This is a genomic window from Spongiibacter sp., assembly GCF_041602295.1.
Lineage (GTDB): Bacteria > Pseudomonadota > Gammaproteobacteria > Pseudomonadales > Spongiibacteraceae > Spongiibacter.
This window is the reverse complement of the sequence record NZ_JBFIGO010000008.1, coordinates 59,704-72,135: the sequence shown is the minus strand read 5'-3', so window position 1 is coordinate 72,135 and position 12,432 is coordinate 59,704. Positions and strand designations below refer to the sequence as shown.

Sequence of the window (12,432 nt, the reverse complement as noted above, 5' to 3'; positions counted from 1 at the left end):
GTCGAGGGCGGTAATAATATGATGTATCTGCCGCTGGATAAGCTGGTGAATCAGCGCAGCGCGGCGCGTCCGACGCGAAACCAGGAGATCGATATGCGCGAGCTCACCGACAAGGTGATCGAGCAGTTGCGTCGCGACAGTCAGTCTAGTCGCCGGGAGGGGCGTTAATCATGGCGAATCGTCAATTTACTGTGCTGTTACTGGTCTTGGGCCTGCTGTTTGTCGGCTATAACACGCTGTTTATCGTCAAGGAAACCGAGCGCGCAGTGATGCTCAAGTTTGGTGAAATTGTCGACCCCGACATTGAGGTGGGGCTGGGTATTAAAACGCCTTTTGTGCACGTGGTGCGCAAGTTTGAGCGCCGTATTCTCACCCTGGATGCGCCGACTCAGCGCTTTTTGACCAACGAGAAAAAGCCGCTGGATGTGGACTTCTACGCCAAGTGGAAGGTGGCGGACACGCGCACCTTTTACACGGCGACCAACGGCGAGGAAATTCGCGCCGAAGGTCTGCTGGCGCAGCGTATCAATACCGGTTTGCGTAACAAATTCGGTGAGCGCACTTTCCACGAGGTGGTGTCCGGTGAGCGCGATCTGTTGATGACCGATCTCACTAGCGAACTCAACAAGATCACCATGGCGGAATTTGGCATTGAACTGGTGGATGTGCGGGTCAAGCGTATCGACCTGCCGGCTCAGGTGAGTCAGTCGGTGTTCGACCGAATGAAGTCTGAGCGTGAGCGCGAGGCCCGTGAGCACCGCTCTACCGGTCGCGAGTTGGCGGAGAAAATTCGCGCCACCGCCGATCGCCAGCGCACCATTATTGGTGCCAACGCCTATCGCGGCGCCGAGGTGACGCGCGGTGAAGGCGATGCGGAAGCGGCGCGGATATACTCGTCGGCGTATAGCATTGATCCGGAGTTTTATGCCTTTGTTCGCAGCCTCACGGCGTATAAGGCGTCGTTTTCCAGCGGCGGTGACTTGCTGGTGTTGGATAGCGACAGCGAGTTTTTCCGCTACCTGAAAAAGGGCAGCGTAAAGTAATGTGACTAATTGGCAGTGGCGAGGCTAAACGCCGCTGCCATGCCGCCATTGGCGGCGATTGTGGTATCATCCGCAAATCCGCGCCGGGGTCGTGCTGTAGGCATGACAACCAGCACGGATTTTTTTGTTTTTGGCGGGCATGGCGAATGTGGCAGGAACTGGCGGTAGCCTTCAGTCTGGTACTGATAATCGAAGGTATTTTGCCTTTTCTGAGCCCCGATCGCTGGCGCATGCTGGCCTACCGCATGGCTGATTTGGAGAGCCGATCGGTGCGCATGGTGGGGCTGGCAAGTATGCTGGTCGGCCTGGTGATGCTGAGTTTTCTGCGCTGACTTCAAGAGATAGTGGATTTATGACCCTGGTTGATCGTTGGCTGCTCCCTGACGGAGTGGAAGAACTGCTGCCTGAACAGGCCGAGCAGGTAGAGAGCCTGCGCCGTACATTGCTCGACCTCTACAAGCGCTGGGGGTATGAGCTCATTATTCCGCCGATGCTGGAGTACACCGAGTCACTGCTGGTGGGCTTGGGCAGCGATATTGATTTGCTGACATTTAGGGTCACCGACCAGTTAACGGGTCGTTTGATGGGGCTGCGCGCGGATATGACGCCACAGGCGGCGCGCATCGATGCCCACAGTTTGAAACGCGAAGGCCCGGTGCGCTTGTGTTATGCCGGCAGCGTGCTGCATACCCGGCCGAAGAAGCCGTTGGCCTCGCGCTCGCCCATTCAGCTCGGCGCCGAGCTCTATGGCGACAATAGCCAAGCCAGTGAGCTGGAGATCATTTGTCTGATGCTGGAGACCCTGCGGGTGGCCGGCCTCAGCGAGATTACCCTCGATACCGGCCACGTTGGCGTTTACCAAGCGGTGGTGAATGCCGCCGGTCTCAGCGATGAGCAAGAGCAGCGCTACTTTGATATTTTGCAGCGCAAGGCGGCGGCCGAGCTCGACGAGTTTGTCGATAGTCTCAGCGTTGCCCAAGGCATTGCCGATCAGCTGCGCGGCCTCAATGCCTTGCACGGCGGCGCCGATGTGCTGGATCGCGGTCGTCAGCTGTTCGCTAATATTGGCGCGGCTGTCGCGGCGATTGATAGTCTTCGCGAATTGCAGCAGCGGCTGTCTGAGCGTATGCCCGAGCTGAAATTCTATTTTGACCTCGCCGAGTTGCGTGGCTTTCACTACCACACCGGGCTGGTGTTCTCGGCCTTGGTCAGTGAGCACGGTCAGGCCTTGGCTTCCGGTGGTCGCTACGACGACATCGGCAAGGTGTTTGGTCGCGGTCGCCCGGCCATAGGTTTTAGTATTGACCTCAAAGCGCTGATCAGTCTGGTGGCACCACCGGCGGTAGCGCCGGGGATTTTTGCGCCGCACAGCGATGCGGCGACGCAGTGGTCGGCTATTCAGGCGCTGCGCGATGCCGGCGAGCGGGTGGTCGCCGGATTGCCGAATCAGTCGCCGGCGACGGATTGCGATCGACAACTTGTAGAAAAGAACGGCCAGTGGCAAGTGCTGCCACTGGGTTAAGTCACAACCTGTTATCCAGAGATGCGGATATGAGTAAGAATGTAGTGGTTTTGGGCACCCAGTGGGGTGACGAAGGCAAGGGCAAGATCGTCGATCTGCTGACTGATCAGGCCAATGCGGTCGCCCGTTTTCAGGGCGGCCACAACGCCGGTCATACCCTGGTGATTGGCGGAGAGAAAACCGTGCTGCACCTGATTCCGTCGGGTATTTTGCGCGAGGGCGTCACCTGCCTGATCGGCAACGGCGTGGTGCTGTCGCCCGAAGCTCTGCTCAAGGAGATGGCCGAGCTGGAAGCCCGCGATGTGCCCGTGCGCGAGCGACTGCGCCTGAGTCCGGCCTGTCCGCTGATCCTGCCCTACCATGTCGCCCTTGATCAGGCGCGGGAAATTGCCCGCGGTGCGGCCAAAATCGGCACCACCGGTCGCGGCATTGGCCCCGCCTATGAGGACAAAGTGGCGCGTCGCGGCCTGCGTCTGGGCGACGTCTTTAACCCCGAGCGCTTTGCTGAAAAACTGAAAGAGGTGATGGAGTACCACAACTTCACCCTGACGCAGTACTACAAGGCGGAAGCGGTGGATTACCAGCAGACGCTGGACGAGGCGCTGCGCATGGCGGAAGAGCTGCGGCCGATGGTGGTTGATGTCACCAGTGCCCTGCACCAGTACCGCGAAGAGGGTGCCAATATTTTGTTTGAAGGCGCCCAGGGCTCGCTGTTGGATATTGACCACGGCACCTACCCCTTTGTGACCTCCTCAAATACCACGGCTGGCGGCACGGCCACCGGCAGCGGCTTCGGCCCGCTGTACCTGGATTATGTGCTGGGTATTACCAAGGCCTATACCACTCGCGTTGGCAGCGGTCCCTTCCCGACAGAATTGTTTGACGAGGTCGGCGCCCATTTGGCCAAGCAGGGCCACGAGTTCGGCGCCACCACCGGTCGCGCACGCCGCTGTGGTTGGTTTGACGCGGTCGCGCTGCGCCAATCGGTGCGGATTAACAGTGTCACCGGCCTGTGCCTGACCAAGCTGGATGTCCTCGACGGATTGGACGTGGTCAAGGTGTGCGTGGACTATAAAAATGCTGCCGGCGAGTCGATTTCGGCGCCCTTCGACTGCGAAGACTACGATCAGATTACGCCGATTTATGAAGAGCTGCCGGGCTGGTCAGAGTCTACAGTGGGTGCCAAGTCGCTGGACGAGCTGCCGGCCAATGCCCGCGCCTATATCCAGCGCATCGAAGCACTGCTCAATGTGCCCATCGACATTGTCTCTACCGGCCCGGACCGCGTTGAGACAATTGTTCTGCGCCACCCCTTCGGCTGAGGTCTGATGGGTCCCGGCGGCGCAGCTGCCGGGCGTAAACGCTGGGCAATAAAAAAGGCCATGCATTGCTGCATGGCCTTTTTTGGTTTCGGGCGACTAACTTAGAATGCCCACTGGGTGCGGATGGCAAAGCTGTCGATGTTGTCGGCCACATCGCCATTGGCGTTCTGGACCGCACCGCCGTCCAGGTCATAGCTGCGGCTGTAATCAAACAGTACACGCATATTGCGGCTCAAATACCAGTTCAGTCCCAGGGTAAAGCGCTTGGCTTTGCCACCGCTCACGTTGTCATCTTCCAGGTCAATTTGGTCAAAGCGGGCGGCCACTTCAAGTGCGCCCCAGTCACCGCTGCTGGCATTGAAGGGCGTGTTCACGTTGAAGTATTTAAACTCGCCCTCCGAGGCCTTGTAGCGACGCTGGCCACCAAAGATGCTGTAGCCAAGCTGAACGTAGTGGGCAGAAAAGCTGAGGTCATCGCCACTGTCGCGGTTGACATTGTTCGCTGCGATTTCGCTTTGTAGCGACCAGGCGCCTTGCATGGCGGCAAATTCGAGAACAGCTACCTCAACCTTATCCATGTCAGCAACGCTGGCATTAACGGGTTTCAGGTCAGAGAAATTAGTAGTTTTATACGAAAAGGACGGGCTCTTACCATTCGCCAGTCCGTCGTCGCTGGTTTTGCGCAGACCGTATGACGCGCCCAGGTGCACGACGGTATTGTCGCTCAGAACGGGGGCGAAGCTGGCGCGCGCGCCAAAGCCATGCCCCTCGTCGGCATCATTGTTGGAGATGCCGTCGCCGAAAATACCCGCCTTGGCGTGCCAATTGCTGCCGCCGCTGGCAGCCGTGATGCCAATTGCACGGTCAAAATAGGGGGTGGTGAGTGCAGAAACCAGCGAGCGCTCGGTAAACATGATGTCGTTGGAGCTTTCTTCTACTTCCATGCTGACTGCGTGCTTTTGATTGCCGACAGTCAGTGTGATGGGGGCTGACGACATTTTGTAGCTCAGGCCGGCATCTTTCACGCTGACCTTGTTTCCAGCGAAGTCACTTTCCAACACATACTTCCAGCGGCCGTTCAGCTTGCCTTTAACGTAGAGGCGAGCGCGGCGGATTTGTGTGCCGTCGATGGCGTCTTGTTGGTTTGCCAATGTTTCGTGGTCGTGTGTGGCATAGTCGGCGTGCAGGCGCCCGCCAATTTGTACGCTAGTCTGCTTGTCTGCACTTTCAATTTTCAGACCGCTGCTGCCCATGCTGACGCTCGCTTGCTGTTGTGCGCGTTGCGCTTGCTCGGCCTGTAGTGATTTTGCCTCCTCTGCGCTGAGAATGCCTTTTTCCTGCAAGAGTTTCAGTAGGGCAGAGTCCTGCTGATTGTCGGCATAGGCATGGCTCGTTGCGAGGCTGGCTGCAATTGATGCGCAGCAGACTAAAGAAGAGATCGTTTTCATTGTTTAGGCACCCAAAATGAAAGAAGTGGTACTTGCGTTACAAAGTGGCGACAAGTGTATTTCTGTTTTGTGACATTTTTATGACTCTCTGTCCAACTTCCCCCTTTGTGTGGGCCGGCGAGGTCGCGCTCCGGCGCTTAATTATTATCTAACACCTTGTTATTAATCTATAAATTTAGCTGCTTGTAGGGGGCTTGTCTAAACATCAAGCAAAAATCTCCGGCTGAAACATGCTTGTCATAGCTTGTTCACTGAGTTGTCACTTTGCCTGCCTAACATACGCCTCAACGACAACAGGCTATGCCCTATTCAAAAGGTTCCGGAGATAAGTTCCCATGAAAAAGCTTTTCGCAATGACAGCAATGGCCTCGGCGATGGCGCTGGTAGGCTGTGGCGGTGGCGGCGATATTAATATCAACGCCCAGAACAACTCTGTAGACAACAGCACGGGCAATGGTGGTGGTACGCCGTCTAATGCTTGTGCGGCTTACAGCGACAACGGTGTTACCCAGCAAGGCAGCCTGGACGGTGTGAACTGCATTTACGGCGCTGATTTCGTTAGTTTGACCAACCCTATTGAGACAGCTGCAGGTAGCCCTGTTGTCTTTGCCAAGCTGAGCAATGGCGGTGTACACATCTTCCGCGACAGCCTGGTGGTGGGTAAAAACTACGACAACGATGCCGACCTGAATACGGCTGGCATCACCAAGGGGGGGGACGGCGCAAGCATCCAAATCGAAGCGGGTACCACCCTGGCTTTCCAATCCAGCGATGACTACATGGTGATTAACCGCGGCTCGCAGATCATTGCAGAAGGCGAGATGAACGCCCCCATTACGATCACGTCAGTATCAGACGCTGTAGAAGATGCTGTTGGCGCTGAGGATGTGCAGCAGTGGGGTGGCTTGATCATTAACGGCTTCGGTGTCACCAACAAATGTTCTTACAGCGGCTCCTTTGCGAATGACAACCTGGCGACCAGCGACTGTCATGTTGCCGCTGAAGGTAAGGCGGGCGCCGGCCAGACGCATTACGGCGGTGACAACAACGAAGATAGCTCGGGCACTTTAAAATACTTCATTGTTAAGCACACCGGTTTTGAAGTTGAGGAAGACAATGAGCTGAACGGTATTTCTTTCAATGCCGTTGGATCAGGTACGACTGTTGATTACCTGCAGGCCTACGCAACTTACGACGATGGCATCGAGTTCTTTGGCGGTGCGGTAAACGTGGGTCACTACATCGGCCTGTACGTGCGTGACGACTCTATCGATATTGATGAGGGCTACCGCGGCACGATCGACTACGCACTGGTTATTCAGTCTGAGACTGACGGCAACCGCTGTGTAGAGTCTGACGGTATCGGCAGCTACTCAAGCAAAGACCAAGCAACCATTGATGACTTCATCGCTCGCGGCTTGAACTCGCAAGCAACGATTAAAAACCTGACCTGTATTGTGTCGGCGACAGAAGTCAGCGGTCAGCCAAATGGCACCGGCAGCCATGATCCCGGCCAGGGCATGCGTATTCGTGAAGCGCATTTCCCAATCATTCAAAATGCCTTGATCACTACCGCTTACAAAGGCGATGTAAAGCTGGCCGATGACGATTACAACTACTGTGTGCGTATCGATAACGAAGGCTTGCAAGCGGCTCAGGATGGCGATCTGAAAATCGAGAGCAGCATCATTGCTTGTCAGGATCTGACAGACGGCAGCGATTTGCCGGGCGGCATGACACAGCTGCAGTTCTTGCAGGCCAGCAACGATACCTACCAGTCACTGGAGGCCGGTGAAGACCCCACTGCAGACGCGAACGCCAATCTGGAAATCCTGAAAGGTTTCTACTCGCTGCCCCTGGCTGACATGAAAGTCGGTGGCGCAGCCCCAACCGTGACGCCTGCCGGTGGTCGCGCCTTTATCGGCGCAGTCACCGAAGACGACGACTGGACGGCGGGTTGGGCCTACGGCCTGGACCCCGCTAACCGCGGCCAAGGTCTGTGGTTCGAATAAGCGCAGACAGAGCATAACGCCAAAGCCGTAAAACAGAGGGCGCCTTACGGCGCCCTTTCTGTTGAAGACAGGTCAAATACGAGTAGGTCTTTACCGATGAAAAAGCAGATGATTAAAAAGGGGCTGCTGCCGGCATTTAGCCTGAGCGCTCTTAGTCTCGCCGTCTCGGCGGTGGCACAGGAGGCCGACAGCGACCTCAGTTTTAATAAGCCGCTGGAAGAAGTGGTCGTCGTGGGTCGCTTGAAAAGCAGCGCCGAAAATCTGGTGATTGAACGACTGGAGCAAGAAGTCGCGGTCGACTTTCTGGGGGCCGAGGCCATCGGCCGTATCGGTGATTCAACCGTTGCGGCCGCGCTGCGCCGCGTACCCGGTGTTACCTTAGTGGATGACAAATTTGTTTTTGTTCGCGGCCTGGGGGAGCGCTATTCCAGTACATTGCTGAACGGTGCGGTGGTTCCCTCGCCAGACCTTACCCGCAGTGTTATTCCGCTGGATATTTTCCCAACCTCCATCGTTGAAAGCCTGGCTGTTCAAAAGGTGCACTCCTCTGACATGCCGGCGGCCTTTGGCGGCGGTAATGTGGATATCCGCAGCAAGGGCATTCCCAGCGGTCTGGTGTTCAGCATCGAGCTCGGCACGGACTACAACAGTGCGTCTGACGGGGCTCTGCTGACCTACAAAGGCGGCAGTGACGATGTTTACGGCAATGACGATGGCACGCGAGCGCTTTCCCACAAGCTCAAGCAAGCGCTGCGTCAGTACGGCGGCAGCCTTGACCGCAACGATATTCTCGCCGAGATGCGCCAGTCAAACCCTAACGCGACCCTGGCCGATGCCGAACAGCGTAACCGTGAATTGGCGTTGAACCTGTATCGCAATATCGACATCTACGAAACCGATGACGACGATAACTTCTCTGCTGAAGTCAACGCCGGTAACCGTTTCTATCTTGGCGACGCTGAAGAGGTTGAGTTTGGCGTATTGGCCGGGTTGTCCTATGACCGCAGCTGGCGCAACAAGTCGTCGGAAGTGCGCTCCGTATCCGACGAGGATGAAGCCGAGTTCAAAAACGAGACAACGCAGAACACCTCGATTGCCGCCAACCTGAATTTTGGCTTGCGCTTGAATGAAGATCACTCGCTGGAAACAACGAGCCTCTATCTGCGCAACACCGATGATAAAACCTCAATCACCGATAGTTATGACAACGATCAGCCCGTGGGTGGGGATATCTCGGACCGTCAGTTTAAAATTCGTTTTGAGCAGCGTGAGTTGGTGGTCAATCAAATCCGCGGTGAACATACTTTCGGTGAGTTGAGCCGCGAGCAGTTTGGCTGGGAGCAATTGGCCTTTGCCGAAGGCTTGAGCTTTAACTGGTTTTACTCAGACAGTGAATCGACCACGGAGATTCCCAACGAAGTTGCCGTGCAGGCGCGCCATGTAGAAGGGCCGAATGGCAGCACCACTGTTGCCGCAAATGCGACCGCCGCCGATTACCGCTTTACCGACCTCCAGGATGAAGTTGAGAGCTACGGCTGGGAAGTAAAAATGCCGTTCTCTAGCATGGATTGGCAAGTTGAGCTGAGCGGTGGTAACGAGTATTGGGAAAAGGCGCGCAGCTATCGCCAGACTCAGTTTGGTTTGGGCTCGGTTGATGCGCCGGATTCGGTGCGCAGCGGTCCCCTGGATCGTGTCTACAGCGACGCGAATATTCTCGACCCCAACAATGGTTATCAAATCCAGGTGGCCGGCAGTAACTCCGAAAGTTACCTCGCCGCCAACCGCGTTGATGCCTACTACGGTAAGCTCGACGTTACCTGGCAGGATACCTGGCGCGTCGTTGCCGGTTTGCGCTACGAAGACTACCAGCAGGTGGGTTTGACCTGGGACCCCCTCGACTTTGATGGCATTCCGGTGGTGAGCAATGAGTCCGGTGGTCAGCAGGCGATCATCGACGAGCTCGAAAACGCTGTCTTCACCGACGACGATATCTTCGCTTCGCTGGCGGCAACGTACATGCTGCCCGGCTTCTGGGCCGAGGACTTCCAGCTGCGCTTTGGCTACAGTGAAACAACGGTTCGCCCGGATCTGCGTGAAATTGCTGACTCCAGCTACGTGGACCCGGTGACCGGCGCGCTGGTGTTTGGTAACCCCGATGTTCGCCCGGCGCAGTTTAAAAACTACGACCTGCGTGCGGAGTGGTTCTTCAGCAACAGCGACAGCTTCACGGCATCGTTGTTCTACAAAGACATCAGCGACCCGATTGAATTGTTCCAAGCGGCGGCGGGGGATACCAACACCGCTGTTGAAATCGTCAATGCCGAAAGTGCGACGATTATGGGTGCGGAAGTCGAGTTTATGAAGAGTCTCGGCGACTTCTCCGATGCGCTGACTCCCTTCTTCCTGCAGGGTAACTTGACCCTGCTGGATACCGAGCTGATTGCCGGCAGTAATGCCGATGCGCCCACCAATGCCGAACGCGATCTGGTTGGTGCCTCGGACTATGCGGCAAACTTGATTCTCGGCTTTGACTCGGCAGACGAAATGCACGCGGCGACACTGTCTTACAATGTGTTTGGCGAGCGCCTTTACTTCGCCGGCCGCAATGGCGAGCCCGATGCCTTTGAACAGCCTTTCCACTCTCTGGATGCCACCTATTCTTTCTACCCAAGCCAGTCGGTTATCGTGAAGGTGAAGGTGAAAAATATCCTGGATGAAGAGCTGGAAATCGAGCGCGATGGCAAGACCACCTTCCGTGAGGAAGTGGGTACGACCTTTAGTGCGAGTATTGAATATGAGCTCTAAGCACAGTGAGTAACGCGATAAGGCGCCCTTGAGGCGCCTTTTTTATGTCCGGTTTCGGGTTTATGCCTGGTTAGTGGCTCTGCTTAAGTTTGGCGTGAGCGGCCTTTAGGCCATATTCGTGGTACTTGTCGGTGTTGCCCTGGCTGCGAAAAATAACGGCGGCAAACTGATAAAAGCGATACTCGTTTTTGTCCAGTCGGATGGCGCGTTTGATCGCATTCAGTGCTTGGGCGTAGTCGCCCCTCTCAAAGGCGGCGCGCGAGCGGCTGTAGTGCCAGAAAGGGTTGTCGCGTTGTCGGGATGCGATGACTTGCTCAAGTTGCTTGGCGCGCTCTTTGCGGCCACTGCTGCGATAGAGGCGGGCCAAGTTGGAGAGCGATGCGGACTCCTCCGGGTCTAGGCTTAGTGCCTGACTAAAGGCGAGCTCGGCCTCGCTGTTGTATCCCCCTCTGCGGAACAATACGCCCAGGTTGCCCCAGATATAGGCCTCTTCAGGACCGAGGTGCAGCGCCCGGCGCAGGTAGAGATAGGCGTCATCGTAGTTGTCGTTGTGCAGTGCGCTAACGCCCAAGTTGCTGTAATACTGCGCCGCGGCAATATCGTCGCTGACTCGCTTTTGCGGATAGCGGTAGTCGTAGATATCAACGCTGAAATCCACCACCTCGCGTTGGCCATTACCCAGCTCGACGACGGCGTTGATATGCTTGTAAATGGCGGAGCGGTTGTCGCTGAGCAGCTCCCAGCTCGGCGGCACACTGACCTCGTTAAAATAAGCATCGAGCTTGGCCTCGCGGGCCAGGGCGATAAACAGCGAAGTCAGCGACAGGCAGTCGCCGCGCCGGTTGGCGAAGGTGTCTGCGGCGCTTTGGGTGACCCCTGGTTGGTATTCAATGCCAAGCAGGCTGGGGCGCACCAAGGCGTCACTGAGATAGCGCAGTCTGGCGCGCGGCGATAGCGCCGCAGGGACCTGCTCGTTAACGAAATACCGCATCTCGGCGTTGACGGCCAGAATATGTTCGTCGGGGGTTTTTAGGCTGATGGCCGGGCTGTTGAACAGTGCGCTTTTGTGCAGCAGCTGTTGAGTGCTGTCCTCGCTGGGCGGCTTCAGCGGTGGCGGAATTGGGCCTGGTGCAGCGCAGGCGCTGCACAGTAGCACGGCACTGCATAATCCAAGGCGTAAATGGCGGCGGCTCATCGCGGGCGGCAGGCTCTATCACTTGTGCAGCGACCGCCGTGGTCGCTGCCGACAGTTAACAGTATCACTGCAGCCCGCAGACAGAAATGCCTCAGTATTGGGAGGCGGGCAAGCGTACTTCCATACCGTCGAAGTCATCGCGAACTTCGATCTGGCAGCTCAGGCGACTGCCGTCCTCTGGTTCTAATACACCCTCGATAATGCCCTGCTCCATGTCGTCGGCGGGGGGCAGCTTGCTGCGCCAGGGCTCGTCGATATAGCAGTGACAGGTGGCACAGCTGCAGGCGCCGCCGCACTCAGCGAGGATGCCGTCGATGCCGCCGTCTACCGCGGCCTGCATCAGACTGTGGCCGCTTTCTGCCTCAACTTCGCGGGCGTCGCCGTTGTGGGCGATAAAGGTAATTAGCGGCATGGAAGGCTCCTGTAACGTCGATAGGGTAGCGTTTACACCGTATTATGGCGTAGCGCAAAGGCGGCAATTTTACCTTACCACGCGGCCGATGCCAGTCGTTCTGGCGGTGAATGTGGGTCGCAATGACCTGTTTGGATAATGCCAGCTGGAGGCGCGCTGCTTATTATCGGAAAACGGTGCAGACGGCGGCGGGCAAAGGAGGGGGAGTATGGCGCGGCAAGCGGCGGCGGGGGCGGTCTTAAGCGTGGCTGATCGCCTGGAATTACACGAAGTAACGGGCCGCTATGGCGATGCGGTGGACGATCGCGATTGGCAGGCGCTGGATGACATTTTTACCGACGACGCCATTTTTGAGGTGCGGGGGTTGGTGACGATGCGCGGCCTGGATGATATCAAGCGCTATATGGCCGAGCAGGGTCAGCATCCTCTGGGCCACCTGATGTGCAATATCCACGCGGGCGTTGATGAGGGCGGTGTGCGCTTGTTTTTTCGCATTGTGGCGCCGGTGTCGCGCGGCGGTCAGCCGGGGAATGGCTACCCTATACACTTTGGTTCCTACTACGACTGGCTGGTGAAAACCTCGCAGGGTTGGCGTGTCAGCCGGCGGCTGTTTTCGGCAAAGCGACTGCCCGGGCCGGTCGCAGTGCCGCAGTAGGCGTCCGTCTCGGCCGGT

General features: G+C 57.0%; 10 protein-coding genes. 7 read left to right on the top strand and 3 right to left on the bottom strand.

What is annotated here, in order from left to right:
- The first annotated feature begins 170 nt into the window (after positions 1-170).
- The 4 genes from hflC (at position 171) to ABYM29_RS03095 (ending at position 3,887) form a co-directional block, all read left to right on the top strand.
- The gene (gene hflC, locus ABYM29_RS03110; protein ID WP_372861984.1) at positions 171-1,043 is read left to right on the top strand and encodes a protease modulator HflC; all 873 of its coding nucleotides are present in this window, start codon (positions 171-173) and stop codon (positions 1,041-1,043) included.
- 146 nt (positions 1,044-1,189) lie between these two features.
- Entirely contained in the window at positions 1,190-1,375 is a 186-nt protein-coding gene (locus ABYM29_RS03105) for a DUF2065 domain-containing protein (protein ID WP_372861982.1), read from the top strand.
- Positions 1,376-1,395: 20 nt separating this feature from the next.
- A complete protein-coding gene (locus ABYM29_RS03100) occupies positions 1,396-2,565 on the top strand; it encodes an ATP phosphoribosyltransferase regulatory subunit (protein WP_372861979.1) in 1,170 nt (389 codons plus the stop codon).
- A 29-nt stretch (positions 2,566-2,594) separates the two neighbouring features.
- Positions 2,595-3,887, top strand: coding sequence for an adenylosuccinate synthase (locus tag ABYM29_RS03095; protein WP_372861976.1), 1,293 nt, complete (start codon positions 2,595-2,597; stop codon positions 3,885-3,887).
- Positions 3,888-3,988: 101 nt separating this feature from the next.
- Here the strand turns inward: ABYM29_RS03095 and ABYM29_RS03090 are convergent, their stop codons facing one another.
- Entirely contained in the window at positions 3,989-5,335 is a 1,347-nt protein-coding gene (locus ABYM29_RS03090; RefSeq protein WP_372861974.1) for an OprO/OprP family phosphate-selective porin, read from the bottom strand.
- 335 nt (positions 5,336-5,670) lie between these two features.
- On the opposite strand from ABYM29_RS03090, the gene ABYM29_RS03085 reads away from it, so the two are divergent.
- Both ABYM29_RS03085 and ABYM29_RS03080 read left to right on the top strand, forming a co-directional pair.
- Positions 5,671-7,347 (top strand): serine/threonine protein kinase, encoded by a 1,677-nt coding sequence (locus ABYM29_RS03085; RefSeq protein ID WP_372861971.1) that lies wholly within the window; start codon positions 5,671-5,673, stop codon positions 7,345-7,347.
- A 96-nt stretch (positions 7,348-7,443) separates the two neighbouring features.
- A complete protein-coding gene (locus tag ABYM29_RS03080; protein WP_372861968.1) occupies positions 7,444-10,152 on the top strand; it encodes a TonB-dependent receptor domain-containing protein in 2,709 nt (902 codons plus the stop codon).
- 70 nt (positions 10,153-10,222) lie between these two features.
- Here the strand turns inward: ABYM29_RS03080 and ABYM29_RS03075 are convergent, their stop codons facing one another.
- A complete protein-coding gene (locus ABYM29_RS03075; RefSeq protein ID WP_372861966.1) occupies positions 10,223-11,308 on the bottom strand; it encodes a tetratricopeptide repeat protein in 1,086 nt (361 codons plus the stop codon).
- Between the two features lie 130 nt (positions 11,309-11,438).
- Positions 11,439-11,759, bottom strand: a complete 321-nt coding sequence (locus ABYM29_RS03070) for a 2Fe-2S iron-sulfur cluster-binding protein (RefSeq protein ID WP_372861964.1) — start codon at positions 11,757-11,759, stop codon at positions 11,439-11,441.
- Between the two features lie 208 nt (positions 11,760-11,967).
- Here ABYM29_RS03070 and ABYM29_RS03065 point away from each other — a divergent pair, with 208 nt between their 5' ends.
- Positions 11,968-12,414: a nuclear transport factor 2 family protein gene (locus ABYM29_RS03065; protein ID WP_372861961.1), complete on the top strand. Its 447-nt coding sequence runs from the start codon at positions 11,968-11,970 to the stop codon at positions 12,412-12,414.
- Positions 12,415-12,432: the final 18 nt, after the last annotated feature.

Excerpts from the sequence above, each read along its gene's own strand:
- hflC (WP_372861984.1), top strand. The coding sequence starts at position 171 with ATGGCGAATCGTCAATTTACTGTGCTGTTACTGGTCTTGGGCCTGCTG.
- ABYM29_RS03105 (WP_372861982.1), top strand. The coding sequence starts at position 1,190 with ATGTGGCAGGAACTGGCGGTAGCCTTCAGTCTGGTACTGATAATCGAA.
- ABYM29_RS03100 (WP_372861979.1), top strand. The coding sequence starts at position 1,396 with ATGACCCTGGTTGATCGTTGGCTGCTCCCTGACGGAGTGGAAGAACTG.
- ABYM29_RS03095 (WP_372861976.1), top strand. The coding sequence starts at position 2,595 with ATGAGTAAGAATGTAGTGGTTTTGGGCACCCAGTGGGGTGACGAAGGC.
- ABYM29_RS03090 (WP_372861974.1), bottom strand. The coding sequence starts at position 5,335 with ATGAAAACGATCTCTTCTTTAGTCTGCTGCGCATCAATTGCAGCCAGC.
- ABYM29_RS03085 (WP_372861971.1), top strand. The coding sequence starts at position 5,671 with ATGAAAAAGCTTTTCGCAATGACAGCAATGGCCTCGGCGATGGCGCTG.
- ABYM29_RS03080 (WP_372861968.1), top strand. The coding sequence starts at position 7,444 with ATGAAAAAGCAGATGATTAAAAAGGGGCTGCTGCCGGCATTTAGCCTG.
- ABYM29_RS03070 (WP_372861964.1), bottom strand. The coding sequence starts at position 11,759 with ATGCCGCTAATTACCTTTATCGCCCACAACGGCGACGCCCGCGAAGTT.
- ABYM29_RS03065 (WP_372861961.1), top strand. The coding sequence starts at position 11,968 with ATGGCGCGGCAAGCGGCGGCGGGGGCGGTCTTAAGCGTGGCTGATCGC.